The organism is Micromonospora sp. NPDC005257, assembly GCF_042872445.1.
GTDB lineage: Bacteria > Actinomycetota > Actinomycetes > Mycobacteriales > Micromonosporaceae > Micromonospora.
Genome location: NZ_JBIAKL010000006.1, coordinates 257,356 through 283,132 on the forward strand (window position 1 = coordinate 257,356; position 25,777 = coordinate 283,132).

Consider the following 25,777-nt stretch of genomic DNA (forward strand, 5'->3'; position numbering starts at 1 on the left):
GGAATCGAGTGGAGGAAGACGGGTCCCAGAGTGGCGGTCGGCCAGGTGTCCTCGGTGCCCTGCCAGTTGCCGAAATGGTCGGTGATGGATGTGGGATTCGGAACGTCTGACTGAGCCGTTGCGGCTCCCGGCCGCCGGCCAGCGCCACCTGGCGTCCCGCACGTCCCCCCGGAGCTCACCGGCGGTGATCAAGGAGTTGGCGTCCCCGAACGGGCCCGGGCGTGACACGAACTCCTTGATCACCGCGAGCGGGGCGGCGGCGGGGACGAGGGCGGCGGGGAGAGCAGAGGCGCGGAGGGTGGGGTGGCGGCCTGGAGGGTGGCGCCCAAGCGGTCCCGGACGGCCGTCTGAGCCGCGATCCGGGCGTCCAGCACGGCCAGACGGTCCCGGCAGACCCGCAGCCCGGCCGGAGACGGCGGCGCCGACGCCACGTCCCCGTCCAGGCAGGGCAGGAAGACCCGCACGTCGTCCAGCGTCAGCCCGGCGTCGAGCAGGTGACGGATGTTGCGGACCCGGGTGACGACCCCGGCGTCGTACTCGCGGTAGCCGTTCGCCGCCCGGGCCGAGGCGATGAGCCCGTGTTCCTCGTAGTGCCGCAGTGCACGCGGCGAGCGGACCGGCCGGCTCAACCCTTGAGCGGGTCGTGCCCCCAGTTCATCAGCGACCAGCGCCACCTGGTGTCCCGGACGTCGCCGGACGGCCGCTGCGCCAGGTGCCGGTGGACGTACCCGATCACCTTGCGCATGTGCTTGTAGTCGGCGGCGGTCAGGTCGGCGCGCTTGCGGCGCAGCAGGTCGACGATGCGCCGGCCGGAGTCGTGCCCGACCGATTCGCCACCCTGCGTGCCCTTCTTGTGCCAGCCGACGTGCTTGGACTCCGCGGTCTCCAGCCAGCGGGTCAGCTCACCCGGCTTCATGTTCACCGCGTCGGTGAACTCCCGGTACGTCTGCTGCGGGTCCTCATCGCGACTCATGACGCAGCACCTCCGGGCGGTGGGCGACGTCGCGGCCCGAGTCGTCGTTGGTGATCCGGTACTGCGGCTGCTCCGGGGAGGCGTTCACCGTGTGCCCGCGTACGTGGGTGCGCTCGGTCAGCTTCTCCTTGACGACGCCGTACGCCCGGCCGCTGTGGCTGGCCCAGGAGACGTGGTCGCCGGCGCGGAACTCGTTCTCGGCCATGCCGCGCGGTTACCCGCGGTGGATACCGAGTAACGGCGTCGTCAGGGCCGGATCTCCGCGATCGGCAGCTTGATCGCGAAGGGCTCGGCCAGCTCGATCACCTCGCTGCTGAGCCTCTGGCTGCGAGTTCGACGCCGGGGGGCGTCCGGCAGGGTGAGCGATCCTCCAGCTCAGTCCGCCGGCTTCTCGGCCACGAAGATCGCGGTGCCGGGGAACAGGCGGCCGCGCAGCGGGCTCCACTGGCCCCAGATTCCCTCGTGGCCGGCCGGCCACTCCGGTTCCACCAGGTCCAGCAGGTGGAAGCCCGCCCCGACCAGTTCCCGGATCCGGTCGCCCAGGGTGCGGTGCTGCTCGACGTACGTGGCCACGCCGGCCTGGTCCTGCTCGACGTACGGCGAACGGTCGAAGTACGAGTGCACCGCGGTCAGCCCGCCCTCGCCCGGGTCGTCCAGGAAGATCCAGCGCATCGGGTGGGTGACCGAGAAGACCCACCGGCCGCCGGGCCGCAGCACCCTTGCCACCTCACGCATCGCCGCCGCCGACTCGTCCACGAACGGGATCGCGCCGAACGCGGTGCAGACCGTGTCGAACGCGGCGTCGGCGAAGGGCAGCGCGAGCGCGTCGGCCTGCACGAGCGGCACGCGTACCCCGGTGCGTCCGGCGGCCTCGGCGGCGTGCCGCAACATGCCGGCGGACAGGTCGAGCGCGACCGGCCGGGCGCCCTGGGCGGCGAGCCAGCGGGCGGCGGCGGCCGCCCCGGCGCCGAGTTCGAGGATCCGCCGGCCGGCCACGTCGCCGAGCAGCCGGGCCTCGGCCTCGCGCAGCCCTTCCGGGCACCAGACGAAGTCGACCTCGCCGAGGAACGCGCCGTGCTCGGCCTGGTACGTGTCGGCGTCGGTGTCCCACCAGCCGCGGTTGGCGCGGCGGATCTCCCCGGCGTCGACCCGTCGGTGGGTCACCCTGTCGTCGTCCACGGGTTCACGCTAGGTCCGGCGGCGGGGACGCGGTGCGGTGGGGTGGCGGCTGGGGCGGATGTGACGGACGAGACGGCGATGGCACCTTACCGAGCAAAATCTCCGCTTTCGCAGGGGATGAGTTCGCGCGTACCCGGGAGGGCTTGCACGCTGTGGTAATGCAGCGGGTAGGCTAGACGATGCGCTCGCGGATCGTGTGCCTCGGCAGGGAGCAGGTGCGCGGTCACCGGAGCCACTAATGATCTTCTCGCGTCGATCGTTCGGTGTGCCCGGCGACGGATCCGTTGGCGCGGAAGAGTCACCGCGACACCCATGCCCGCTGTGACAACCCATCCGACCGGAGCAACCGCCCACATGACGAGCAGCATCGAGGCCACCTCGAGCGCCAACAAGGTCACCCACGACGACCTCGGCTCTGAGGAAGCTTTCCTCGCCGCGATCGACGAGACCATCAAGTACTTCAACGACGGCGACATTGTCGAAGGCACCGTCGTCAAGGTCGATCGGGACGAGGTCCTGCTCGACATCGGCTACAAGACCGAGGGTGTCATCCCCTCTCGGGAGTTGTCGATCAAGCACGACGTGGACCCGGCCGAGGTCGTCTCGGTGGGTGACCACATCGAGGCCCTCGTCCTCCAGAAGGAGGACAAGGAGGGTCGGCTGATCCTCTCCAAGAAGCGGGCGCAGTACGAGCGGGCCTGGGGCACGATCGAGAAGATCAAGGACGAGGACGGCGTCGTCCGCGGCTCGGTCATCGAGGTCGTCAAGGGTGGTCTCATCCTCGACATCGGCCTGCGCGGCTTCCTGCCCGCGTCGCTGGTGGAGATGCGGCGTGTGCGTGACCTGCAGCCGTACGTCGGCCGCGAACTCGAAGCCAAGATCATCGAGCTGGACAAGAACCGCAACAACGTGGTCCTGTCCCGCCGGGCCTGGCTGGAGCAGACGCAGTCCGAGGTGCGCACCGAGTTCCTCAACAAGCTCCAGAAGGGGCAGGTCCGCAAGGGCGTCGTCTCCTCGATCGTCAACTTCGGCGCGTTCGTCGACCTGGGCGGCGTGGACGGCCTCGTGCACGTCTCCGAGCTGTCCTGGAAGCACATCGACCACCCGTCCGAGGTCGTCGAGGTGGGCCAGGAGGTCGAGGTCGAGGTCCTGGACGTCGACCTGGACCGCGAGCGGGTCTCGCTGTCGCTGAAGGCGACGCAGGAGGACCCGTGGCGTCAGTTCGCCCGCACCCACGCGATCCAGCAGATCGTGCCGGGTAAGGTCACCAAGCTGGTGCCGTTCGGCGCGTTCGTCCGGGTGGACGACGGCATCGAGGGCCTGGTCCACATCTCCGAGCTGGCCGAGCGCCACGTGGAGATCCCGGAGCAGGTCGTGCAGGTCGGCTCCGAGGTCATGGTCAAGGTCATCGACATCGACCTGGAGCGCCGCCGGATCTCGCTGTCGCTCAAGCAGGCCAACGAGGGCTTCGTCGAGGGCGAGGAGCACTTCGACCCGACCCTCTACGGCATGGCTGCCACGTACGACAACGAGGGCAACTACATCTACCCCGAGGGCTTCGACCCGGAGACGGGCGAGTGGCTCGAGGGCTACGACAAGCAGCGCGAGACCTGGGAGCAGCAGTACGCCGAGGCGCGTCAGCGCTGGGAGGCCCACACCAAGCAGGTGCAGACCTCCCGCGCCGCCGACGCCGAGGCCGCCGCCAACCCGGCTCCGGTCACCACCGGCACGACCTCGACCTCGACCTCGACCTCGGCCCCGAGCCGTCAGGCCGAGGAGCCGGCCGGCACGCTGGCCACCGACGAGGCGCTCGCCGCGCTGCGGGAGAAGCTCGCCGGCGGCAAGTGACCGGACGCTGACGCCTGGTCGTCCCACCGGACGAACCGGCGACTGCCTCTGACGACGGGCCCCGTCCCCGCGTTCCGCACCAGCGGAGCGCCGGGGGCGGGGCCCTCGTCGTACGCCGGGCGGGTTTGGCATGCGGACGGCGATCCGGTTGACTGTCCGGGTGCTGAAAGTGGGGCTGACCGGCGGAATCGGATCGGGAAAGAGCGCTGTGGCGAGGCGGCTCGCCACGCTGGGCGCGGTGATCGTCGACTCGGACCGCATCGCCCGCGAGGTCGTCGCGCCCGGCACCGACGGGCTGGCCGAGGTGGTCGCCGCCTTCTCCGGCAAGGTGCTGGCCGCCGACGGGACGCTGGACCGGGCCGCACTCGGCGCGCTGGTCTTCGGCGACGAGGTCGCCCGCCGCAGGCTCGAAGGGATCACCCACCCCCGGGTACGCGCGCGCAGCGCCGAACTGGTCGCCGCCGCCCCCGCCGACGCGATAGTGGTGAACGACGTACCGCTCCTGGTCGAGGTGGGACTGGCGCCGACGTACCACCTGGTGGTCGTGGTGCAGACGGCCGTGCCGACCCGGATGGCCCGGCTGACCCGCGACCGGGGCATGGCCCCGGCGGAGGCCGAGCGGCGCATCGCCGCGCAGGCCGACGACGCCACCCGCCGCGCGGTCGCCGACGTGCTGCTCACCAACGACGGCACGCTCGCCGAGCTGCACGCCGCGGTCGACGCCCTCTGGCGGGATCGCCTGCTGCCCTACGAGCGCAACGTCCGCGAGCGCCGCGCCGTCCAGCCCGACCCGGCGGCGCCGGCCGGGCCGGACCCGACCTGGCCCGCGCAGTACTCCCGGCTGGCCGCCCGGATCCGCCACGCGGCCGGCGGCGACATCCGGGTCGACCACGTCGGCTCCACGGCCGTGCCGGGCATCGCCGCCCCGGACGTGATCGACATCCAGGTGACGGTGTCCTCGCTGGCGGAGGCGGACGGGCCGCTGGCGCAGCGACTGGCCGAGGCGGGTTTCCCGCGGCTGCCGGGCGAGTGGTGGGACACGCCGCGTCAGCCGGAGGAGGTGCGCTGGGCCAAGCGGCTGCACGGCGGCGCGGACCCGGGTCGGCCGGTGCGCCTGCACCTGCGGGAGGCCGGTTCGCCCGGCTGGCGGTACGCGCTGCTCATGCGCGAGCACCTGCGCGCCGACCCGGCGCGGCGGGCCGACTACCTCCAGGTGAAGCGGGAGCTGGCGGCGGCCGCGCCGGAGCGCGCCGCGTGGGGCACGGTGGCCGATCCCTGGTTCGACGAGGAGCACCTGCGCGCCGAGCAGTGGGCGGCGCAGACCGGCTGGCGGCCCTGACCGAGCCGTCCCGAGCGCGCCGGCTCGGCGGGCCGTGGAGCCGCGCCGGCTCAGCGGGCCGGCGATCCGCCGCTGCCCGGCGTGAGGTCGAGCTGGATCCACACACCCCGCCGGGTGCGCAGTTCCATCCGGCGCGGCAGGCCGCCGCGGTCCAGCCACAGGCGGCGGTTGTCCGGCAGCGCGAACACGTCGACCGTCCGGTCGCCCAGCCGGTCCTCCCGGACCCGGACGGTGGCGCCGGGCGCGTACTGGGCCACCCGCAGGGCCGCGTCGAGCAGCCGGTCCAGGTCATCGCCGGGCGGTCGCGCGGGGGCGGCGAGCAGCGCGGCCGGCATCGGCGTCGGAAGCGCCGCGGGCCCACCGGGGGAGCGCGGCGCCTCGGCCACCCGGCCCGGCCGGGCCCACCGCAGGGTACGCCGGCCGCTGCCCTCCTCGACCACGACGAGGTACGCCGACGGGCTCGTCCAGTCCACCGTGCCGGCGGCCCGCAGGTCGGCGGACGGGCTGAGCGGAGCGGCCACGTCCACCGACGTGCCGCGCAGTGCCCGTAGCCGGGCGGGCAGCGCGGCCAGCCGGGCGGCCTCGTCGTCGGTGAGTGCCCTGGGCTGCCCGGGCCGGCCACCGAGGGCGTCCACCGGGCGCAGGGCGGGCCGGTCGGCACGGATCAGGTCGACGGTGACGGGTGTGCCGTCGGCCAGCCGGCCGGTGAGCCGGTGCAGCCGGGCGTCCGCGTCCACCCACAGCGTCGACCGCTCGCCGAGCGGGGCCAGGGGCGCCTGGAACACGTCCACCGGGACTCCGTCGACCTGCTCGCGGCGCAGCCACCGCCCGCCGAGGACGGGCCTGTCGACCCGGTCGGCCCCGAGCCCGAGCAGCAGGTCGCGTACCGCGCCGAGGCCGTGCCCGCCGGCCGGATCGCGCATCCGCCACCGGTCCGCCGGTGGCACCAGCGGGGGCCGGGCCGGGGTGGGAAGCGCGGCGGGGCCGGGCCGAACCAGCAGCGCGGACGCGATGGCCTGCACCAGGCCCCGGTCGGCGCCCGCGCCCGGGCCGCCGACGTCCAGGTAGACCAGGGGACGGGCCCAGTCGACCCAGCCGGCCAGCTCGGTACGGGCGGCGTCCGCGTCCACTGTGATCCGGACGCCGGCGCGTACGTCGCGCAGGTTGGTGACCCGCAGCGCGGCCACCCGGTCGGCCTCGGCGGCGGTGAGCGGGCGTTCGGCTCCGGCCTCGCCGGCCCGGTCGGGCATCCAGGCCGGCAGGCCGGCGACGAGCGTCACGGCGGAGATCGCGGCCACGGCCACGAGCGCCGCGAGCGCGATCCGGCGCCGGTCCGGCCCGTCCGGCGGGTCGTCGGCGCCGTCCAGTTCCGCCTCACCCGCCGGCCGGGTGGTGAGCGCGGGGTGGTGGCCGGCGAGCAGGCCGGCCCGGCGGCGCCGGCCGGCCACGGTGGCGGGCCGGGCCGGTGTGCTGGTGCGGGCGCGGCGGTGGCCGCGCCCCGGCTCCCGGGGTACGGCCTGGTCGCCGTCGCCACGCGCGGCCGACCGGTGGAGGCGGCTCACGCCGCGCCGGTGACCCGGCTCGCCGGCGGGCGGGGGCGTGCCGGCGTCGGGCTCGCGTCGCGGCCGGCGATCGGGAGAGGTCCCCACGAGTGGAGAACGCGAGAGCGGGGTTTCGGTGACGAGCAGGGGCGCTCGCGGCGGCCGGTCAGCGCTGCGCGCGACCACCGTCGGCGCGCACGCCGGTCGTCCCGGGTGCTGCGGCCCTGGCGCCGGGGGCGACCGGCCCCGCGAGGGGCGATCACCGTGCCCGGTCGGCCGCCGCGAGCGGCCTACGGTACGAGGGTAGACCGGTGAGATGCGCCACACAATGCGAATATCGAAGCCGATCAGGGACGGTAAGTGGTCGTGGCCGGAAGTGTCGGACCCCGGGCGTACCGTTGAGGTCATGGCGCTCGACATTCCCCGGCTCGACGGCCGCTTCCAGGTCGTCAGTGATTTCCAGCCGGCCGGTGACCAGCCGGCTGCCATCGACGAGCTTGAGCGTCGCGTGCGGCGCGGCGACCGCAACACGGTGCTGCTCGGCGCGACCGGCACGGGCAAGAGCGCCACCACGGCGTGGCTGGTCGAGCGGCTCCAGCGGCCGACCCTGGTGCTCGCCCCCAACAAGACGCTCGCCGCCCAGCTCGCGAAGGAGTTCGGCGAGCTGCTGCCGCGCAACGCTGTCGAATACTTCGTCTCGTACTACGACTACTACCAGCCCGAGGCGTACATCCCGCAGACCGACACCTACATCGAGAAGGACTCCTCGATCAACGAGGAGGTGGAACGGCTGCGGCACTCGGCCACCATGTCGCTGCTCACCCGGCGGGACGTCATCGTGGTGGCCACCGTCTCGGCGATCTACGGGCTCGGCACACCGGAGGAATACCTCGACCGGGCCGTGCGGGTGAAGGTCGGGCAGGAGCTGGACCGCGACCAGTTGCTGCGGCGGCTGGTCGACATCCAGTACACGCGCAACGACATGGCCTTCCAGCGCGGCACGTTCCGGGTCCGCGGCGACACGCTGGAGATCATCCCGGCGTACGAGGAACTGGCGGTCCGGATCGAGCTGTTCGGTGACGAGATCGAGAAGCTCTACTACCTCAACCCGCTGACCGGTGACGTGGTCCGTGAGGTCGACAGCCTGGTGATCTTCCCGGCCACGCACTACGCGGCCGGCCCGGAGCGCATGGAGCGGGCCATCCGCGACATCGAGGCCGAGCTGGCCGAGCGGCTGGCCGAGTTGGAGCGGCAGGGCAAGCTGCTGGAGGCGCAGCGGCTGCGCATGCGCACCACGTACGACATCGAGATGATGCGGCAGGTGGGCTTCTGCTCCGGCATCGAGAACTACTCGATGCACATGGACGGCCGGCTGCCCGGCAGCCCGCCGCACTGCCTGCTGGACTACTTCCCCGACGACTTCCTCACCGTGGTCGACGAGTCGCACGTGACCATCCCGCAGATCGGCGGTATGTACGAGGGCGACGCCTCCCGCAAGCGGATGCTGATCGACCACGGCTTCCGGCTGCCCAGCGCCGCCGACAACCGGCCGCTGCGCTTCGACGAGTTCCTGGAGCGGGTGGGCCAGATGGTCTTCCTCTCCGCCACCCCCGGCCCGTGGGAGCTGGAGAAGGCGCAGGGCGAGTTCGTCGAGCAGGTGATCCGGCCGACCGGCCTGATCGACCCCGAGGTGGTGGTCAAGCCCACCAAGGGGCAGATCGACGACCTCATGCACGAGATCAAGCTGCGCACCGAGCGGGACGAGCGGGTGCTGGTCACCACGCTGACCAAGAAGATGGCCGAGGACCTCTCCGACTATCTGCTGGAGAACGGCATCCGGGTGCGCTACCTGCACTCCGAGGTCGACACGCTGCGCCGCGTCGAGCTGTTGAGCGAGCTGCGTAAGGGTGACTACGACGTGCTGGTGGGCATCAACCTGCTCCGGGAGGGTCTCGACCTGCCCGAGGTGTCGCTGGTGGCGATCCTCGACGCCGACAAGGAGGGTTTCCTGCGCAGCGGCCGGTCGCTGATCCAGACCATCGGCCGCGCGGCCCGTAACGTCTCCGGCCAGGTTCACATGTACGCCGACAAGATCACGCCGTCGATGGCGAACGCGATCGACGAGACCAACCGGCGCCGGGCCAAGCAGATCGCGCACAACGAGGCGAACGGCATCCGCCCGGAGCCGCTGCGCAAGAAGATCCACGACATCCTCGACGACATCTACCGCGAGGCGGAGGACACCGAGAACAGCAACGTCGGCGGTGCCGTGCGGCAGTTGTCCCGGGGCAAGGCGCCGGTCAAGGAGACGCGCAGCCGCCGGGGCGCCGCGGCCACCCCGTCGCGGGAGGGGATGGCCCGGGCCGACCTGGCCAACCTCATCCAGGAACTCAACGACCAGATGCTCGCTGCCGCGCGGGAGCTGCAGTTCGAGCTGGCCGCGCGCATCCGTGACGAGGTCGCCGACCTCAAGAAGGAACTGCGCGGGATGGACGCCGCAGGGGTCCGGTGACCGGCGCGGCGGCCGGGGCGGCGCGATGCTGACCGAGGCCGTCGTCGGGCGGCCCGATCCGCGGCTGCGTCAGTGGGTGGGCAGCTACCTCGGCTACCGCGAGGACGCGCCCGTCCCGCTGGTGCGCCGGGAGGTGGCGGGCGCGTTCGTGGTGCTGATCCTCGGCTGGGGTGACCCCCTCGACGTGACCGACCCGCGTGCCGCCGGCCGGAGCGCGTCCGCCGCGAACGCCTTCCTGGCCGGCCCGTTCGACGGCTGGTGCGTCACCCGGACGGCCGGGACCGGCACCGGGGTGCAGGTGCTGCTGACCGCCCCGGCGGCCCGCCGCCTGCTCGGGCTGCCGCTGGCCGAGCTGGCCAACCGGGCGGTGCCGGTCGACGCGGTGGCGGGCTGGCTGGTCCGGCTGCGCGACGAGCTGGCCGGCGAGCCGGGCTGGCCGGAGCGCTTCGCCCGGCTCGACGCCGCCCTGACCGCGCGGCTGGTGGTGACCGCGCCGGTGGACCCGCACCTGCTGGCGGCGTGGCGGCGACTGGAGGGCAGCGGGGGAGCGGTCGGCGTGGCCGCGCTCGCCGGTGAGCTGGGCTGGTCCCGGCGCCACCTGTCGGTCCGGTTCCGGCGGGAGTTCGGCCTGCCGCCGAAGGCGGTCGGCCGGCTGCTGCGTTTCGAGCGGGCGTACGCGAGCCTGGGCCGCACCCTGCTCACCGCGCCGGTCGCCGTGCCGGACGACGCCGGGTGGGCGGAGCGGGCGGCCCGCTGGGGCTACTACGACCAGTCGCACCTGATCCGGGAGTTCCGCGAGTTCGCCGGCGTCACCCCGGCCGCGCTCACCACGTCCGGATCGCATTCGTCCAATCCGGCCTGACCGGGCGGGCGGCAGACTGACCGCCATGCGAAGCATCTATCCGGTCCTGCGGTATCCCGACGTGCGAGCCGCAGTCGACTTCCTCTGTTCCGCGTTCGGCTTCACCGTGCGCGAGGCCCACGAGCTACCCGACGGCACGACCGGCCACGCCGAGCTGGCGTACGGCGACGACCTGGTGATGCTCGGCCCGGGGCCGGCGCCGCAGCCCCGGCCCGCGGACGACGACTACCGCGTCTACGTGGCGCTCGACGACGTGGACGCGCACCACGAGCGCGCCCGGGCGGCCGGGGCGGAAATCGTCCGGGCGCCGTTCGACACCGACTACGGCTCCCGTGACTACGCCGCCCGCGACGTGGCCGGGCTGGTCTGGTCGTTCGGTACCTACCGCCCCTGAACTACCTGCCGCCCCTGAACACGCGATCCGCGCCATTGCGCTCTGTGGGGGAGGTATTGCCGAGCGTGACGGTGATGCGTACGCTCCCTCCCGGGAGGCGTGCATGCCGTTGTCAGCAAGTCCTGTGGTCCGGAGGGCGAGGCTCGGTGTGGAGCTGCGCCGGCTGCGCCGTCGCGAGTCGCTCACGCTCGAACAGGTCTGCGCCCGGCTGGGCTGGGCGTCCACGTCGAAGCTGTCCCGGATCGAGCTGGGGCAGAGCCGGCCCGACCTGGCCGACGTGCTCGACCTGCTCGACGTCTACGCGGTGCCGTCACCGCAGCGCGACGAGCTGATCGTCATCGCCCGCGACGCCGCCACCGGCCGGGGCTGGTCCAAGGCGCTCGGCGAGATGGGGGAGCGTCAGCGGGCGTACGCCGAGCTGGAGGCGGGCGCGGAGCGCATCGTGGAGTACCAGTGCGTGCTCGTGCCGGGGCTGCTCCAGACGCCGGCCTACGCCCGGTTGCGGGTGTCGGCCGGCGCGGCGCTGACCGGGGAGGTGGACGTGGAGGCCGACGTGCGCGCCCGGGTGGCACGCCAGGAGCTGTTGATCCGGCCGGACCCGCCGCACTACACCGCGCTCGTCGACGAGCGCGTCTGCGACCCGGACGGCCTACCCGCGGACGTGTGGCGCGACCAGATGCGGCACCTGCTCGCGCTCGCCGAGCGGCCCCGGGTCAGCGTCCGGGTGCTGCGGTCCGCGGCGTCGGGCGGCGACGGGCCGCACCCGCTGGCGCCGTTCTCCTACTACGCCTACCCCGACCCGGAGGACCCGCGCACCGTGCTGGTGGAGACGCTCACCACCGACCTGCGGCTGGTCGCCGAGGCGGACGTGACCCACTACGAGCGGGTCATCGAGCGGCTGCTGGCGGCGGCGCTGCCGCCGGACGCCTCCGCCGAGCTGGTGGCCCGGCGGCTCGGCGCGGCGTCGGTGCCCCGGCCGCGCGACCCGCACAAGTAGTGGTGGTCCGCACGAGTAGTGGTGGTCCGCGCGAGTAGTGGTGGTCCGCACGAGCGACCGTGCGCCGCGCGGCCCGTGGGCGGGCGCGGCCACCGGGCCCGGCGCCCCCGAGGCCCGTCGGGATCGATGGCCGCGCAGCTCGCAGGCTACGCCGGGGGTACGACAGTTCAGGCCGGAACGTCGATGAAGTGCTCGACCAGGGGCGGTCCGGCGAAGTGCGGACCGATCAGCCCGCGCCACTGCGCGAACCGCTCGGTCTGGCGGAAGTTCACGTCGTGGGCCTCGACCGAGTCCCACTCCACGAGCAGCACGAACCGGGTGGGCGACTCCACGCCCCGGGTCATCCGCACGGAACGGCAGCCTTCGGCTCCGGCGAGGATCGGCCGCGCCTGCGCGTAGGCGGCGGCGAACTCGTCCTCGTGTCCGGGCGTCACATCGATGAGCGCAACCTCAAGAACCATGCTGGCAGCCTGCCATGCCGGCCGATCGCCGGCGCGTCCCGGGTGACGTGCCGGCGTGCCGCACGCAAGCGCGAGGGCTAGCCTCCTAGGATGCCCTGCGGGACGTGAGCCGCGGCACCCCGGGAGATCAGGCGGCGGCCCGGAGATGCGCCATGCGGGTGCGATGGTGAACAATGGCGGCCGAGGAGGGGAGTATTCCCCCGCGACGGAGTCGTCAGCACGGAAGAGCGCCCGTACCCCCAGGCGCCCGACCCGGCTCCGTCGGTCGGAACCCGGCACTCGGGCCCCGGCGGAAGAGACCTCCGACAGTCACCCCAGTCAGCGTCGACGCACCCCGCGACCCCACCCGGCGTACGGTGTGCACCGACGCAGCGTGTCTGCCGGAGGATGGATTTGAACGTGTCCGCATTGGTGTGGGCGGTAACGCTGATCGCGATGACCGCGGTCCTGCTCGTCGACCTGTTCATCATCGGCCGGCGGCCGCACGAGCCGAGCGTCCGCGAGTCCAGCCTGTGGGTGGGCTTCTACGTCGGCCTGGCGCTGGTCTTCGGCGTGGTGCTCTGGCTGACCGCCGGTGGCCGCGTGGCCGGCGAGTTCTACACGGGCTGGCTCACCGAGTACAGCCTCTCGGTGGACAACCTCTTCGTCTTCGTGATCATCATGGCCCGGTTCGGGGTGCCCCGGCAGTACCAGCAGAAGGTGCTGCTCGTCGGCATCATCCTGGCGCTGATCATGCGGGGTGGTTTCATCGCGGCCGGCGCGGCGTTGATCTCCCAGTTCTCCTGGGTCTTCTACATCTTCGGCGCGTTCCTCATCTACACCGCGGTGAACCTGGCCCGGCAGGGCGAGCCGGACGAGGACGAGTTCAGCGAGAACCTGCTGATCCGGTGGAGCCGCAAGGCGCTGCCGCTGTCCCGGGACTACGACGGGGCGCGGATGACCACCCGGGAGCACGGGCGGCGCCTGTTCACCCCGATGCTCATCGTGATGATCGCGATCGGCACCACCGATCTGATCTTCGCGTTGGACTCGATCCCGGCGATCTTCGGCATCACCCAGGAGCCGTACCTGGTCTTCACCGCGAACGTGTTCGCGCTGATGGGGCTGCGGCAGCTCTACTTCCTGCTGGGCGGCCTGCTGGACCGGCTCATCTACCTCAGCTACGGCCTGGCCGTGGTGCTCGGCTTCATCGGCGTGAAGCTGATGCTGGAGGCGCTGGCCGAGAACAACCTGCCGTTCATCAACGGCGGCGAGCACGTGGCGTGGGCCCCGCACATCCCGATCTGGCTCTCGCTCACGGTCATCCTCGGCACCCTGGCCGTGGCCACTGTGGCCAGCCTGGCGAAGTCGTCGCGGGACCGGCGCCGGGAACTGGCGCAGGCCCGCCGCTGACCCGCCTTCGGGGCGCTCCCGCGCAGGGGGCGCCCCGAAGCGTGTCCGGGATCAGACGCGGTGCGCGCCGACGAGGGTGGCGGTCCGGTCGGCGGGCAGCTCCTCCTCGACCACGCGGCGGGTGAGGTAGCAGGCGTGCAGCATGCGGCGCCGGCCGCCGTGCGGCTCGGCCGACACGATCCCGACGTGGTGGATGCGCCGGCCGGGCCGGGCGAAGAAGTAGAGGTCGCCGGGGCGCTCGGCGTCCAGCGGCACCCATGAGGTCGCCGCCGCCTGGTCGTCGGCGTCGCGGGGCAGCGTGATCCCGTACCGCCGCCAGGCCAGGTGCACCAGCCCGGAACAGTCGATGCCGTCGGTGGACATGCCGCCCCAGACGTAGGCCAGGTCGCGCAGCCGCTCGGCGACAGCGAGCACCTTCTCGGCCTCGGGACGCTCGGCGGGCAGCGGCACCAGATCGTCCTCCGGTGCCCAGAGCGGATCGGCCCGGCCGGGCACGCGGACCGGACGCCTGCCGTTCACCGCCGGCCCGGCCGGCGTGAGCCGGGTGCCGAGGACCACGCCGGTGAGCGCCGCGTCGCCGTCCGACCCGGCACGCAACGCGGTGCGGGCGGCGTCGACGGTCAGCGGGCCGTCGGCCGCCGGTCCGGGCCCGGCCGCTGCCGGCCCGGCCGGAACGGTGCCGGACGCGGTGCGGCCGGCCGGGTCGGTGTCGGCCGGGTCGGTGTCGGCCGGGTCGGTGTCGGCCGGGTCGGCGTCGGCCAGGTGGGCGGTCCGCAGCCAGCCCGGATAGCCGTCGGCGCCGAGTTTCGCCGCGGGCTGGCCCAGGGCCACCACCCGGGCCCAGCCGTCCGGCCGGGTCTCGGTGACACGCACCGGCTCGCCGAGCAGCAACTGGGTCAGCACGCAGTCGCCGACGCGCTGGTCGCGGTCCATGCCGGCGATCCAGGCGGCGACGTCGGGGGAGCCGGCGAGGGCGGGACGGTCGACCGGGCGTACCGCCTCGGGGGCGGTCCACAGGGTCGCCACCGGCACTCGTACGACGGCTCGCCGGCCGGGCTGAGGCGCCACGCGTACCCCTCTCTCCGGTGGTCGTCGAGGCGACCATATGAAAAATTCTGACGTTGCTCAACCAGCTGTCTGAATTTTAGCTTCACGCAGTCCGGTGATACCCAGACCCGGCGCGTCGGGCAGCAGCACGCTCGCGTCCTCGTACCGGATGCCGCCGGTGACCGGCGACCAGGCCAGCCACCAGGCGGCGTCGAGGTCCGACACGGCCGTGGTGCCGTAGGCGGCGACCAGGCTGGCCGCGGCGCCGACCCCCACCGGACCCTCCATCATCGAGCCGACGATAGCCCCCATGCCGTGCGCGGCGGCCAGGTCGAGCAGCGTGCGCGCCGGTTGCAGGCCGCCGCACTTGGCCAGCTTCACGTTGACCATGTCGGCCGCGCGGCGCCGGATCACCTCGACCAGGTCACGCACGTCGAAGACGGACTCGTCGGCCAGGATCGGCAGGTCGACCCGGTCGCTGACCCAGGCCAGCCCGTCCAGGTCGCGACGGTGCACCGGCTGCTCGATCAGCTCCACGTCGAGTCCCGCGTCCTCGATCGCGCGGATCACCCGGACCGCCTCCCGAGGTGTCCAGCCCTGGTTGGCGTCCAACCGGATCCGCACGCCCGGGCCTACCGCGGCGCGCACCGCGCGGACCCGGTCCAGGTCGCCGCGGGCGTCGGTGCCGACCTTGAGCTTGAGCACGGTGAAGCCCTCGGCGCCGCGCCGGGCCGCCGCCGCGGCCAGGTCGACCGCGTCACCGGCGGCGAGCGTGACGTCGGTCGGCACGCGCATCGCCGTGCCGCCGAGCAGACGCACCAGGGGTACGCCGAGCCGCCGCGCGGCCAGGTCGTGCAGCGCCACGTCGAGCGCCGCCTTCGCCGACTCGTTGCCCACCACGGCACGGCGCACCAGCGCGCAGGCCGCCTGGAGGTCGTCGGCGTCGCGGCCGATCAGCAGCGGCGCGAGCAGTTCGCGGACGCACGCCTCGGCGCCCGCCACCGACGCGCCGGTGACCTGCCAGACCTGCGGCGCCTCCCCGAAACCCGGGCGGCCGTCGCCGTCGACAACCTCCACGACCAGCGTTTCCACAGTGGTGGTGTGGCGCAGGGCGGTGACGAACGGGGTATGTAAGGGGGCCGACAGGCGGTGGGTGCGTACCGCGGCGATCGTCATGTGGGGCACCCTATAGCCAACTGGCGGCGAGCAGGGGAGGGCCGATGTCCGGGCGGGAATGGGAGCTGGTGGGCGCGCCGAACGCGCGTGACCTGGGTGGACTGCCGACGGTCGATGGGCGTCGGGTACGCGCGGGGCGGCTCATCCGCACGCCCGCGCTGGGCCGGCTCACCGACGAGGACCTGCCGGTGCTGGGCAAGCTCGGCCCGGCCTGCGTGGTGGACCTGCGCGGCGCCCACGAGCAGGCGGTGGCCCCGCCGGACCGGCTGGTGGGGGAGCCCCGCAGCGTGCACCTGCCGGTCTACGACGCGGCGCACCCCGTGTTCACGTACGTCTCGGCGGTGTTGCAGGGCCACGACCTGGACGCGTACGCGGCGCTGGCCCGCGAGGGCATGCCGGGCGCGATGACGGCGATCTACCGCTGGTTCGTCACCGGGGAGTCGGCGCGGGCCGGGTTCGGGGCGGCCGTGCGGCTGGCCGCCGACGGGACGAACCTGCCGCTGCTGTTCCACTGCTCGGCCGGCAAGGACCGCACCGGCTGGCTGTCGGTGGTGCTGCTGACCGTGCTGGGGGTGCAGGAGGAGGCGATCCGCGCCGACTACCTGGTGCACAACGAGCTGACCGAGAGCCTGCGCGAGGTACTGCTGTCGGCGATGATCCAGCGCCGGCCGGACCTGGACCCGGCGGTGGCCCGGCCGCTGCTGGAGGTGCGCCCGGAATACCTGGACGCCGCCTACGACGAGGTGCGCCGCGCGCACGGCTCGTTCGACGCGTACCTGCGCGACGGTCTGGGGGTGACCGACGCGCACCGCGCGGCGCTGCGCGAGCGGCTGCTGGAGTAGCCGGGTCAGCCGGCCAGGTCGTGCCGGACGGCCCAGACCCGCGCGGAGACGTGCGCGATCAGCCGGCAGGCGTCGTCTGAGGCTTCGTCTCCGTCCGCGCCGCCGTCGGCCAGGTCGGTGGTGGTGCAGACGACGATCGTGTACGGCGGCGCGTCGTCCGGGAACACCACGCCCGCGCCGTGGCGCACGCCGCGCACCCAGCCGTTCTTGTGCGCGATGCGGGTGTCGTCGGGCAGCCCGGCGGCCAGGTCCTCGCGGTGTTCCTGCGCGACGAGCACGTCGAGCATGGTGGCGCAGCCGGCCGGCGAGGCGAGCGGACCCGGCCGGGTCGCGCCGAGCGCCAGCTCGCCGAGCAGGGCGGCCAGGTCGGCAGCGGTGACCAGGTTGTCGGCGCCGGAGTCGCGGGCGGCGAAGTCCTCGATGCCGCGGCCGGTGACGCTGTGCCGCGCGCCGGCCAGCGCCCACGCCTGCGCCACGGCGGGCAGCCCGACCTGGCCGATGCAGACGTTCGTGGCCAGGTTGCTGGACCGGACGATCATCCGCTCGGCGAGCCAGCGCAGCGGCGCCTCGCCGCCGACGCGCTCCCAGACCGCCTCGTCGTTGTCGTAGTCGCGGGCGTTGGCGAACCGGGGCGCCCCGGGCAGCGCGGATTCGAACGAGTTGCGTACCGGCACCGGCGCGTCCAGGTCGAGCCGACCGGCCTCGGCGGCCCGGAACAGCGCCACCAGCACTGCCAGCTTCATGGTGCTCGCCGCGTAGTGGGTGGTGTCGGCCCGCCGCGCCCACGCCTGCCGCGCGCCGGGGCGGCCCACGTACGCGGAGACGGTTCCGGGCACCTCGTCCAGGTGCGCGTCGAGTTCGTCCTGCCAGGTCATGCCCGCACCGTAGCCGATCATCCCGGCGCTCGCGGGGCAGCGGTGACCGTGGGTGCGGGGCTAGCGTGCGGAGATGACGACCCCGTTGTACGACGACATCGCCGACTGGTACGAGGAGTACGCCAGCGAGACCTCGTCGGTCTACATGGACCGGGTCCGCTCGGTGCTGGCCGGCCTGCTGGGCGACGGCCCGGGTCGCTGTGTGGACCTGTGCTGCGGCACCGGCGCGCACGCGGCCGAGCTGCGCCGTCTCGGATGGACGCCGGTGGGCGTGGACCTGTCCGGCGGGCAACTGCGCCACGCCCGGTCCCGGCTGCCGGTGGCCCGGGCCGACGCCACGGCGTTGCCGCTGGCCACCGGTGCCGTATCGGCGGTGGTCTGCGTGCTGGCGCACACCGACATGCCGGACTATCCGGCGGCGATCGCCGAGGCGGCGCGGGTGCTGGCACCCGGCGGGCGGTTGGTGCACGTCGGGGTGCACCCGTGTTACGTCGGCGCGTTCGCCGACCGGTCCGAGCCGGAGCGGATCGTGATCGACGGCGGGTACGCCTCACGGGAGCACACGCTGCGGTCGTGGAACTCGGTGGGAGTGCGGGCGCGTGTCGGCGCCTGGCACCTGCCCCTGGCCGACCTGCTCAACGCCGTGGCCGCGGCCGGCCTGGTGGTGACGCGGGTGGTCGAGTCCGGCTCCGGCCCCGTGCCCGACGCCCTGGCGATCGCCGCCACCAAACCCCGCTGACGCCTCGTTCCCGTCATCCTCCGGCCTCGCGCAGATGCCTGCGCCCGCGCTCGCACCGTTGCCGCGTCCGCTCCCACCGCTGTCGGCTGCGCTCGTCCCGCTGCCGCGTCCGCTCACCCGTCGGCCGCCCTCACGCCCGTCTGCCGCTTCCACGCCGTCTGCGGAGACCGCCCCGGACCCGTCTCCGCCCACCCGTCGACTTCCCGTTCCGCGCTTCCCCGTCGATCATGAGGCTGGCGGCGGTTGTGGAGATCGAAATCGCCGCCAACCTCATGATCAACAGGGCAGGGCAGGGCAGGGCAGGGCGGAGACGGCGGAGCCCGGTCCGCCGAGGGGCGGGCCGGGCTCCGGGTGGGCGGGAGAGGTCAGCCGGCGTGCTTGCGGCGGGCGGCCATCCGGCCCCGCTGGGTCTGGTCCAGCACCACCTTGCGGATGCGCACCGCGACCGGGGTGACCTCGACGCACTCGTCCTCGCGGCAGAACTCGAGCGCCTGCTCCAGCGACAGCTTGCGTGGCGGAATCAGCTTCTCGGTCTCGTCGGAGGTCGAGGCCCGCATGTTGGTGAGCTTCTTCTCCTTGGTGATGTTGACGTCCATGTCGTCGGAGCGGGAGTTCTCCCCGACGATCATGCCCTCGTACACCTCGGTGGTCGGCTCGACGAAGAGCTGGCCACGCTCCTGAAGGTTGATCATCGCGAACGGGGTGACCACGCCGGACCGGTCGGCGACCAGGGACCCGTTGTTGCGGGTGCGCAGCTCGCCGAACCACGGCTCGTACGACTCGAAGACGTGGTGCAGGATGCCGGTGCCCCGGGTGTCGGTGAGGAACTCGGTGCGGAAGCCGATCAGGCCGCGCGCCGGGACCAGCCACTCCATCCGGATCCAGCCGGTGCCGTGGTTGACCAGCTGCTCCATCCGGCCCTTGCGGGTCGCCAGCAGCTGGGTGATCGCGCCGAGGTACTCCTCCGGCGCGTCGATGGTCAGCCGCTCGACCGGCTCGCAGGTCTTGCCGTCGATCTCCTTGGTGACCACCTGCGGCTTGCCGACGGTCAGCTCGTAGGACTCGCGGCGCATCTGCTCGACCAGGATGGCCAGGGCCAGCTCACCGCGGCCCTGCACCTCCCAGGCGTCCGGACGCTCGGTGGGCAGCACCCGCAGCGAGACGTTGCCGACCAGCTCCTTGTCGAGCCGGTCCTTGACCATCCGGGCGGTGACCTTGGCGCCCTTGACCCGGCCGACCAGCGGCGAGGTGTTGGTGCCGATGGTCATCGAGATGGCCGGCTCGTCCACCGTGATCAGCGGCAGCGGAACCGGGTTCTCGGCGTCGGCGAGCGTCTCGCCGATCATGATCTCCGGGATGCCGGCGACCGCGATGATGTCGCCCGGCCCGGCCGAGTCGGCCGGCTTGCGCTCCATGCCCTCGGTCATCAGCATCTCGGAGATGCGGACCCGCTGGGTGTTGCCGTCGGTGCGGCACCAGGCCACCGTCTGGCCCTTGGCGATCGTGCCCTGCCGCACCCGGCACAGCGCCAACCGACCCAGGAACGGCGAGGCGTCGAGGTTGGTGACGTGCGCCTGCAACGGCGCGTCCTCGTCATAGGAGGGCGGCGGGATGGTGTCCAGCAGGGTGCGGAACAGCGGCTCCAGGCTGGTGCTGTCGTCCGGCACCGAGCCGTCGGCGGGCTGGGTGAGCGAGGCGATGCCGTCGCGGGCGCAGGCGTAGACGATCGGGAAGTCGATCTGCTCCTCGTCGGCGTCCAGGTCGAGGAAGAGCTCGTAGGTGTCGTCCACGACCTCCTTGATCCGGGCGTCCGGCCGGTCCACCTTGTTGATCACCAGGATGATCGGCATCCGGGCCTTGAGCGCCTTGCGAAGCACGAACCGGGTCTGCGGCAGAGGACCCTCGCTGGCGTCGACCAGCAGCACCACGCCGTCGACCATGGTCAGGCCCCGCTCGACCTCACCGCCGAAGTCGGCGTGGCCGGGGGTGTCGATGATGTTGATGGTGACCGGGTCGGACCCGTCCGCCGGCAGGTAGCGCACGCCGGTGTTCTTGGCGAGGATGGTGATGCCCTTTTCCCGTTCGAGGTCCATCGAGTCCATGACGCGCTCGGTGTTCTCGCCGCGGGCGCCGTAGGCGCCGGCCTGCCGCAACATGGCGTCGACCAGGGTCGTCTTGCCGTGGTCGACGTGGGCGATGATGGCGACGTTGCGGAGGTCGGTGCGTAGCTGCATACCCTCCATACTCCTGTCTGCGGTTGCCGGGGCATGCCTCGGGGTCACCCCGAGATCGCCCGGATCTGCGTGGAAAGTGCTGTGCCGACCGTTCCAGCGACTGGCATGCTGGCACCCGTGCGGGGTGTCCGATGCCTGACCTGCTGACCTGGCTGCAGGAGCTGCCGCCCCTGCTGATCTACGTGGCCGCCGCGGCGATCGTCGCGGCGGAGACCGCGGTGATCGTCGGGCTGCTGATGCCCGGCGAGGCGACCCTGCTTCTGGTCGGCTTCCTAGCGTACGCGGGGACGCTGCGCCTCGCTCCCGTGCTCGTGGCGATGACCGCCGCCGCTGTGATCGGAGACACACTCGCGTGGCGGGCGGGCCGCCGGTACGGGCCGCGTCTGCGCGCCTCCGGCGTGGGCGCCCGGATCGGCGCGCACCGGTGGCGGCGGGCCGACTCGCTGCTGGAGCGCCTCGGCGGCCGGGGCGTGCTCGCCGCCCGCTGGATCGCGTTCGCCCGCACGCTGGCGCCCCGGCTGGCCGGGTCGGCCGGGATGCCGTACCGGCGGTTCGCGCCGTGGAACCTGGCCGGGGTGGCGAGCTGGGTCGGCGCCTCGGTGCTGGCCGGTTACCTGGCCGGTGAGTCGTACGAGCGGGTGTCGAAGCTGCTCGGCCGGGCCACCGGGGCGGTGCTGGCGCTGCTGCTGTGCCTGCTCGCCGTGGTGCTGGCCGGCCGCTGGCTGGGGCGCAACCCGGACCCGGTACGCGCGCTGGCGGGGCGGGCCGCCGCGCTGCCGCCGCTGCGCTGGCTGCGGGCCCGGTACGGGGTGCTGTTCTTCCTGGTGGCCATGCGGGTCGGCCCGGCCTGGACGCTGCTGATCAACCTGGCGCTGGGGCTGGCGCTGCTGTTCGTCGCCGGGCTGGCCGTGGCGGTGCTGCTGGAGGCGGTCGTCGCGCACAGCGGGCTGGGTGTGCTCGACGGGCTGGTCGCCGACGGGTTCGCCGCCCGGCGTACCCCTGGGGTGGTCGACACGGCGTTGCTCGCGGTGTCGGTGCTGCGTGGCTGGGTGCTGATCGCCGCGGTGGCGGTGGTGGCCGCGGTGGCCGCGCGGCGCGGACGGGTGTGGCGGGCCGACCCGCTCGGGGTGCTGGGCACGGTCGGCGCCGCCGTGCCGCTGGTGTTGCTCGTGGTGATCGCGGACCTGACCGGCCCGGGTGGCCCGGACCGTCCCGGTGGCCTGTTCCCGACGCAGAACGCGGTGGTGACGGCGAGCTTCGGCACACTCGCCTGGCTGCTGTCGCGTGGTGCCCGCTGGCCGGTGGGCGCGGCGGTGTGGACGGTCGCGTCGGCGGGCGTGGTCACTGTCACCGGCGCGCGGCTCTACCTGGGCTTCAGCACGGCCAGCGGCACCGTCACCGCGGTCCTGCTGGGCCTCGCCTGGACCACCGTGTTCGTGGTGGCGTGGGCGACCCGGGACCGCCTGACGGACCCGGACGAGCCGCCGGCCGGCGCGGACCGGGAGGAGCGGCCCGCCGACGCGGACCCGGGCGAGGCGGTGGTGGCGGAGCCGCCGCCCCGGCCCCGGCGGCGCCGGCCGGCGTCTCGGGTACCACGCGGACCGGCCGGCCCTTGTTAGGGTGCGCCGACGAGGACGACGGGGAGGTCCGATGCGGCGAGGACTCGGCCGGTGGGCTGTGGCAGCGGTGGCGCTGCTGGCGACGGGCATGCTGACGGCCTGCGGCGAGGAGGAACGGCCGGTCCGTGAGGTCGCCGTGGCGGTGCCCAGCACGGCGGCGCCGGTCGACGAGCCGCAGGAGGCGCCGGCCGACGCGCCGAGTGAGGAGCCACCGGCGGTGGCGGCGATGGGCGGCCGGCCCAGCCCGAGCGCGTCGGCGAGCGCGAAGCCGCGGGCCAAGCCGTCACGCACGTCGACGGCGCCGCTCGCCCGGCCGAAGCCGCCGACCGAGACCCAGGTTCCGCCGGCGCCGCCGAAGCCGGTGGAGAACGGCTGCAAGCCGAGCTACCGGGGCACCAAGGCCAGCCAGAGCCAGGTGAAGGCCGCGCTCGCCGACGCTGCGGCGCGCACCTACTGGCCGACCTCGGCGCCGGACATCCGCATCCCGTCGGCGCTGTTGAAGGCCACCGCCTGGCAGGAGAGCGGGTGGCAGTCGAACATCGTCGCCTGTGACGGCGGGGTCGGGCTGATGCAGGTCATGCCGGCCACGGCGGAGTGGATGAACCAGCGGTTCGGCCAGTCGTACGACATCGACGCCTACCGGGACAACGCCTACCTGGGCGGCACCTACCTGGCCTGGCTCACCAAGTACATCGGCGACATGTACTTCGAGTCCGACTACCGGCTGGACGCCTCGCTGTGCACCGCCGAGCTGAACTCCTGCCTGCTCAACGCCGTGATCGCCGCCTACAACTACGGACACGGGGCGGTGGCGCGGGAGGATCAGCCGCTGGCCGTCCCCAACCCGCAGTACGTGCGCAACGTGCGGGCGCTGATGACCGAGTGCGAGTGTCTGAGCTTCTAGGCGCGAGCGGACCGACGAGGGCGGGGCCGGCGCGCACGCGCCGGCCCCGCCCTCGTCTGTTCGGCTCAGTCCCGTGCGGGAGCCGACTCGGCCGGCGCCAGGCCGGGCGCGTCGGCGTCCCGGGCGATCCGCCCGGGCCACCAGAACCGGTCGCCGAGCAGGAACGCCAGCGCCGGCACCAGCACGGTACGGACCAGCAGCGTGTCCAGCAGCACGCCGATGCAGACGATGATGCCGATCTGGGTGAGCGTGATCAGCGGCAGCACGCCGAGCACCGCGAACACCGCCGCCAGCAGGATGCCGGCGCTGGTGATGACGCCGCCGGTGACCCGAAGCGCCGACAGCATGCCGTCGCGGGTGCCGTTGCGGCGCGCGTCCTCCCGGGCCCGGGTGACCAGGAAGATGTTGTAGTCGACGCCGAGCGCCACCAGGAACACGAACGCGAGCAGCAGCACCCCGCTGTCCAGTGCCGGGAAGTCCAGCACGTGGTCGAAGAGCAGCCAGGCCGCGCCGAGGCTGGCGAAGAACGACCCGATGACCGTCAGCACCAGCAGCAGCGGCGCCAGGATCCCGCGCAGCAGCAGCACCAGCACCGCACCGACCAGCAGCAGGATGAGCGGCAGGATCAGCTGGAGGTCCTTGGTGTTCGCCTCGTTCGAGTCGTATGTCGCGGCCACCGGACCACCGACCAGGGCGCCGTCGGGAGCGTCCGCGCCGTCCACGGCGGGCGGCGCCGAGTCCGGTACGGCGGCCACGGCGTCGCGCAGCGCCACCACGGCCCGGTCGGAGGCGGCGCTGCCCGGCTCGGCGGTGAGCACCACGTCGATCTGGGTAACCCGGTCCCCGGCGGTGCCGGGGCGGGCCGAGGCGACCCCGTCGACGTCGGAGGCGGCGGCGAGGACGGCCTGGGCGGCCCGCGGGTTGGTGATGACCGCGACCGGCTGGGTGCTGCCGGCCGGGAAGGCCCGGGCGAGCGTCTCCGCGCCGGCGACCGCCTCGGGCTTCTCGCTGAACTGCTCGGTCTCGGACAGCCCGGTGCGGATGCCCAGGCCGCCGAGCGCGAGGCCGGCGAGCAGCAGGACGGCGAGCGCGGCGACCGGCAGCGGGCGGCGGACCACCAGCTCGCCGAGGCGGCCCCAGATCCGGCCCTCGCGGGCGGCGCTGCCGACGCGGGGGATGAACGGCCAGAACAGGCCCCGGCCGAACAGCAGCAGCGCGGCGGGGAGCACGAACAGCGCGGAGAGCATGGCGAAGATCACACCGGTGGCGCAGGCCAGGGCGAGCGCCCGGTTGGTCTCCTGCTCGGACAGCAGCAGCGTCAGCACGCCGAGGACGACCGTGCTGCCGCTGGCCAGGATCGGCTCGGCGGTACGGCGCAGCGCGGCGCGCATGGCGGCGAACCGGTCCTCCTCGCGGCGTAGCTCCTCCCGGTAGCGGGCGATGAGCAGCAACGCGTAGTTGGTGGCGGCGCCGAACACCAGCACGCTGGCGATGCCCGTCACCTGCCCGCTGGGCAGGTAGATGCCGAACGCGGGGACGAGGGACTCCACCACGCGCAGCGTGATCTGCTCGGTGGCGCCCACCACCAGCAGCGGCACCAGCCACAGGAACGGGCTGCGGTAGGTGATCAGCAGCAGCACCGCCACCACGGCGGCGGTGATCAGCAGCAGCGTGGTGTCCGCGCCCTCGAACACCTTGCCCAGGTCGGCGGTGAACGCCGGACCGCCGGTGACCTCGACTTTCAGCTCGCCGGGCAGGTCACCGACCGCCTCGCGGAGCTTCTCCACCTCGTCGACCACCGCCGACGGGCCGCCCTCGGTGGACAGCGGCACCGCGACCAGCGCCACAGTGCCGTCCGGGGAGACCTGGGCGGGGGAGACCCGCCCGCCGGCCGCGAGTGAGCTCAGCTCGCCGGCGATGCCGTCGAGCGTGCCGCGGTCCGTGCCGCTGAGCGGTGCCTGGTCGGCGCGGCTGACCACCACCAGGGCGGTCTGGGCGTCCTTGGAGGGCAACTGGTCCTGGAGCCGTTCGACCTGCGTCGACTGCCATTCCACGGACAGGCCGGTGTCGGAGACCGGATCGGGGTTGTCCGGCTTCGGCAGCCCGAAGGCGACCACGCCGACGACGAGCGCGACGGCCAGAGTGAGCCAGGCGGCGAGCTGGCCCCGGACGACGCGGGAGAACAGTGACATCGGATGCCCTCACATGTTGGTCGCGGAGTATTCTCTCTGAACAAGTATCTTGATGAGCGAGATTATCCGGGGTGGTTCTATGCTGCAACCGGACCGGTTCGGACAAGGGGGCGGCAAGCCGTGGCGGCGCACAGGATGTACCGGCGACGCGACGACCCGCGCGGTCGGATGGTCGCCGAGATCACCAACGACCTGCGCCGTTACTCGGTCGACGCCCAGCACATCGGGCACGCGTTCGCCGGGCTGCACGGGCTCAACGCCACCGACCTGTACGCCCTGATCGCGGTCATGGAGGCCGAGCTGGTGGGCGATCCGATCACCCCGGGCCGGCTCGGCGAGGCGCTCAATCTCTCCTCCGGCTCGGTCACCGCGCTCGTCGACCGGCTGGAGCGGGGCGGCCACATCCGGCGCGACCGGGACACCGCCGACCGGCGCAAGATCCTGCTGCACTACGCCGACCGCGGCGCCACGCTGGCGCAGAGCTTCTTCGGGCCGCTCGGACGCCGTACCGACGAGGTGATGGACCGGTTCAGCGACGACGAGCTGGCCGTGGTGCAGCGGTTCATGGCCGAGATGGTGCACTCCATGCGCACCCACCGGGACGAGATCCGCGCCGCGCCCCGCCCTGGCACCGGGTCCGGGGGCGCCTGA

General features: G+C 73.3%; 22 protein-coding genes and 1 pseudogene. 12 read left to right on the plus strand and 11 right to left on the minus strand.

Annotated elements, in window-relative coordinates; all coding sequences use genetic code 11:
- Positions 1–239: 239 nt before the first annotated feature.
- The 4 genes and pseudogenes from ACFYO8_RS15550 to ACFYO8_RS15565 form a co-directional block, all read right to left on the minus strand.
- Positions 240–629: a MerR family transcriptional regulator gene (locus ACFYO8_RS15550; RefSeq protein ID WP_354872753.1), complete on the minus strand. Its 390-nt coding sequence runs from the start codon at positions 627–629 to the stop codon at positions 240–242.
- Positions 629–973, minus strand: a pseudogene (locus tag ACFYO8_RS15555) (DUF3140 domain-containing protein); the annotation flags it as partial. The pseudogene ACFYO8_RS15555 and the gene ACFYO8_RS15550, both read right to left, overlap by 1 nt.
- Positions 960–1,178 (minus strand): DUF2945 domain-containing protein, encoded by a 219-nt coding sequence (locus tag ACFYO8_RS15560; RefSeq protein WP_013287506.1) that lies wholly within the window; start codon positions 1,176–1,178, stop codon positions 960–962. The gene ACFYO8_RS15560 and the pseudogene ACFYO8_RS15555, both read right to left, overlap by 14 nt.
- A gap of 170 nt (positions 1,179–1,348) precedes the next feature.
- Entirely contained in the window at positions 1,349–2,152 is an 804-nt protein-coding gene (locus ACFYO8_RS15565) for a methyltransferase domain-containing protein (protein ID WP_357707412.1), read from the minus strand.
- A gap of 312 nt (positions 2,153–2,464) precedes the next feature.
- On the opposite strand from ACFYO8_RS15565, the gene rpsA reads away from it, so the two are divergent.
- Together rpsA and coaE are read left to right on the plus strand one after the other, a co-directional pair.
- Complete coding sequence (gene rpsA, locus ACFYO8_RS15570; RefSeq protein WP_354872747.1) at positions 2,465–4,000, plus strand: 30S ribosomal protein S1; 1,536 nt, start codon at positions 2,465–2,467, stop codon at positions 3,998–4,000.
- Positions 4,001–4,160: 160 nt separating this feature from the next.
- Positions 4,161–5,339, plus strand: coding sequence for a dephospho-CoA kinase (coaE, locus tag ACFYO8_RS15575; RefSeq protein WP_387257279.1), 1,179 nt, complete (start codon positions 4,161–4,163; stop codon positions 5,337–5,339).
- Positions 5,340–5,389: 50 nt separating this feature from the next.
- Here the strand turns inward: coaE and ACFYO8_RS15580 are convergent, their stop codons facing one another.
- The gene (locus ACFYO8_RS15580) at positions 5,390–6,901 is read right to left on the minus strand and encodes a hypothetical protein (protein ID WP_387257281.1); all 1,512 of its coding nucleotides are present in this window, start codon (positions 6,899–6,901) and stop codon (positions 5,390–5,392) included.
- Positions 6,902–7,286: 385 nt separating this feature from the next.
- Here ACFYO8_RS15580 and uvrB point away from each other — a divergent pair, with 385 nt between their 5' ends.
- The 4 genes from uvrB (at position 7,287) to ACFYO8_RS15600 (ending at position 11,645) form a co-directional block, all read left to right on the plus strand.
- The gene (gene uvrB / locus ACFYO8_RS15585) at positions 7,287–9,392 is read left to right on the plus strand and encodes an excinuclease ABC subunit UvrB (protein WP_354872740.1); all 2,106 of its coding nucleotides are present in this window, start codon (positions 7,287–7,289) and stop codon (positions 9,390–9,392) included.
- A gap of 25 nt (positions 9,393–9,417) precedes the next feature.
- Positions 9,418–10,254: an AraC family transcriptional regulator gene (locus tag ACFYO8_RS15590; protein ID WP_354872738.1), complete on the plus strand. Its 837-nt coding sequence runs from the start codon at positions 9,418–9,420 to the stop codon at positions 10,252–10,254.
- Positions 10,255–10,279: 25 nt separating this feature from the next.
- Positions 10,280–10,648, plus strand: a complete 369-nt coding sequence (locus tag ACFYO8_RS15595) for a VOC family protein (RefSeq protein ID WP_354872735.1) — start codon at positions 10,280–10,282, stop codon at positions 10,646–10,648.
- Between the two features lie 103 nt (positions 10,649–10,751).
- The gene (locus tag ACFYO8_RS15600; RefSeq protein ID WP_354872733.1) at positions 10,752–11,645 is read left to right on the plus strand and encodes a DUF5753 domain-containing protein; all 894 of its coding nucleotides are present in this window, start codon (positions 10,752–10,754) and stop codon (positions 11,643–11,645) included.
- A gap of 167 nt (positions 11,646–11,812) precedes the next feature.
- Here ACFYO8_RS15600 and ACFYO8_RS15605 read toward each other — a convergent pair whose 3' ends face one another.
- Entirely contained in the window at positions 11,813–12,106 is a 294-nt protein-coding gene (locus tag ACFYO8_RS15605) for an antibiotic biosynthesis monooxygenase (protein WP_013287496.1), read from the minus strand.
- A 393-nt stretch (positions 12,107–12,499) separates the two neighbouring features.
- Between ACFYO8_RS15605 and ACFYO8_RS15610 the strand changes: the two genes are divergently transcribed.
- Positions 12,500–13,498, plus strand: coding sequence for a TerC family protein (locus ACFYO8_RS15610; RefSeq protein ID WP_354872839.1), 999 nt, complete (start codon positions 12,500–12,502; stop codon positions 13,496–13,498).
- Positions 13,499–13,549: 51 nt separating this feature from the next.
- On the opposite strand, the gene ACFYO8_RS15615 is transcribed toward ACFYO8_RS15610, so the two are convergent.
- Complete coding sequence (locus ACFYO8_RS15615) at positions 13,550–14,524, minus strand: NlpC/P60 family protein (RefSeq protein ID WP_387257282.1); 975 nt, start codon at positions 14,522–14,524, stop codon at positions 13,550–13,552.
- A 99-nt stretch (positions 14,525–14,623) separates the two neighbouring features.
- A complete protein-coding gene (locus tag ACFYO8_RS15620; protein WP_354872729.1) occupies positions 14,624–15,721 on the minus strand; it encodes a dipeptide epimerase in 1,098 nt (365 codons plus the stop codon).
- Between the two features lie 44 nt (positions 15,722–15,765).
- Between ACFYO8_RS15620 and ACFYO8_RS15625 the strand changes: the two genes are divergently transcribed.
- The gene (locus tag ACFYO8_RS15625) at positions 15,766–16,563 is read left to right on the plus strand and encodes a tyrosine-protein phosphatase (RefSeq protein WP_354872726.1); all 798 of its coding nucleotides are present in this window, start codon (positions 15,766–15,768) and stop codon (positions 16,561–16,563) included.
- Between the two features lie 5 nt (positions 16,564–16,568).
- Here ACFYO8_RS15625 and ACFYO8_RS15630 read toward each other — a convergent pair whose 3' ends face one another.
- Positions 16,569–17,438, minus strand: a complete 870-nt coding sequence (locus ACFYO8_RS15630) for a serine hydrolase (RefSeq protein WP_354872723.1) — start codon at positions 17,436–17,438, stop codon at positions 16,569–16,571.
- A gap of 73 nt (positions 17,439–17,511) precedes the next feature.
- Here ACFYO8_RS15630 and ACFYO8_RS15635 point away from each other — a divergent pair, with 73 nt between their 5' ends.
- Positions 17,512–18,177: a class I SAM-dependent methyltransferase gene (locus ACFYO8_RS15635; RefSeq protein ID WP_354872721.1), complete on the plus strand. Its 666-nt coding sequence runs from the start codon at positions 17,512–17,514 to the stop codon at positions 18,175–18,177.
- A 365-nt stretch (positions 18,178–18,542) separates the two neighbouring features.
- Here the strand turns inward: ACFYO8_RS15635 and typA are convergent, their stop codons facing one another.
- Positions 18,543–20,411, minus strand: coding sequence for a translational GTPase TypA (typA, locus tag ACFYO8_RS15640; protein ID WP_354872718.1), 1,869 nt, complete (start codon positions 20,409–20,411; stop codon positions 18,543–18,545).
- Between the two features lie 131 nt (positions 20,412–20,542).
- On the opposite strand from typA, the gene ACFYO8_RS15645 reads away from it, so the two are divergent.
- Together ACFYO8_RS15645 and ACFYO8_RS15650 are read left to right on the plus strand one after the other, a co-directional pair.
- Complete coding sequence (locus ACFYO8_RS15645) at positions 20,543–22,030, plus strand: DedA family protein (protein ID WP_354872716.1); 1,488 nt, start codon at positions 20,543–20,545, stop codon at positions 22,028–22,030.
- Positions 22,031–22,061: 31 nt separating this feature from the next.
- Positions 22,062–22,934 (plus strand): transglycosylase SLT domain-containing protein, encoded by an 873-nt coding sequence (locus tag ACFYO8_RS15650; RefSeq protein WP_354872714.1) that lies wholly within the window; start codon positions 22,062–22,064, stop codon positions 22,932–22,934.
- A gap of 65 nt (positions 22,935–22,999) precedes the next feature.
- Here the strand turns inward: ACFYO8_RS15650 and ACFYO8_RS15655 are convergent, their stop codons facing one another.
- Positions 23,000–25,126: an MMPL family transporter gene (locus tag ACFYO8_RS15655; protein WP_355096209.1), complete on the minus strand. Its 2,127-nt coding sequence runs from the start codon at positions 25,124–25,126 to the stop codon at positions 23,000–23,002.
- Positions 25,127–25,261: 135 nt separating this feature from the next.
- Between ACFYO8_RS15655 and ACFYO8_RS15660 the strand changes: the two genes are divergently transcribed.
- Positions 25,262–25,777: a MarR family transcriptional regulator gene (locus ACFYO8_RS15660; protein ID WP_354872836.1), complete on the plus strand. Its 516-nt coding sequence runs from the start codon at positions 25,262–25,264 to the stop codon at positions 25,775–25,777.

Excerpts from the sequence above, each read along its gene's own strand:
- uvrB (WP_354872740.1), top strand. The coding sequence starts at position 7,287 with ATGGCGCTCGACATTCCCCGGCTCGACGGCCGCTTCCAGGTCGTCAGT.
- ACFYO8_RS15650 (WP_354872714.1), top strand. The coding sequence starts at position 22,062 with ATGCGGCGAGGACTCGGCCGGTGGGCTGTGGCAGCGGTGGCGCTGCTG.
- typA (WP_354872718.1), bottom strand. The coding sequence starts at position 20,411 with ATGCAGCTACGCACCGACCTCCGCAACGTCGCCATCATCGCCCACGTC.
- ACFYO8_RS15605 (WP_013287496.1), bottom strand. The coding sequence starts at position 12,106 with ATGGTTCTTGAGGTTGCGCTCATCGATGTGACGCCCGGACACGAGGAC.
- ACFYO8_RS15600 (WP_354872733.1), top strand. The coding sequence starts at position 10,752 with ATGCCGTTGTCAGCAAGTCCTGTGGTCCGGAGGGCGAGGCTCGGTGTG.
- ACFYO8_RS15655 (WP_355096209.1), bottom strand. The coding sequence starts at position 25,126 with ATGTCACTGTTCTCCCGCGTCGTCCGGGGCCAGCTCGCCGCCTGGCTC.
- ACFYO8_RS15630 (WP_354872723.1), bottom strand. The coding sequence starts at position 17,438 with ATGACCTGGCAGGACGAACTCGACGCGCACCTGGACGAGGTGCCCGGA.
- ACFYO8_RS15625 (WP_354872726.1), top strand. The coding sequence starts at position 15,766 with ATGTCCGGGCGGGAATGGGAGCTGGTGGGCGCGCCGAACGCGCGTGAC.
- ACFYO8_RS15635 (WP_354872721.1), top strand. The coding sequence starts at position 17,512 with ATGACGACCCCGTTGTACGACGACATCGCCGACTGGTACGAGGAGTAC.
- ACFYO8_RS15620 (WP_354872729.1), bottom strand. The coding sequence starts at position 15,721 with ATGACGATCGCCGCGGTACGCACCCACCGCCTGTCGGCCCCCTTACAT.
- ACFYO8_RS15660 (WP_354872836.1), top strand. The coding sequence starts at position 25,262 with ATGTACCGGCGACGCGACGACCCGCGCGGTCGGATGGTCGCCGAGATC.
- ACFYO8_RS15560 (WP_013287506.1), bottom strand. The coding sequence starts at position 1,178 with ATGGCCGAGAACGAGTTCCGCGCCGGCGACCACGTCTCCTGGGCCAGC.
- ACFYO8_RS15595 (WP_354872735.1), top strand. The coding sequence starts at position 10,280 with ATGCGAAGCATCTATCCGGTCCTGCGGTATCCCGACGTGCGAGCCGCA.
- ACFYO8_RS15590 (WP_354872738.1), top strand. The coding sequence starts at position 9,418 with ATGCTGACCGAGGCCGTCGTCGGGCGGCCCGATCCGCGGCTGCGTCAG.
- ACFYO8_RS15645 (WP_354872716.1), top strand. The coding sequence starts at position 20,543 with ATGCCTGACCTGCTGACCTGGCTGCAGGAGCTGCCGCCCCTGCTGATC.
- rpsA (WP_354872747.1), top strand. The coding sequence starts at position 2,465 with ATGCCCGCTGTGACAACCCATCCGACCGGAGCAACCGCCCACATGACG.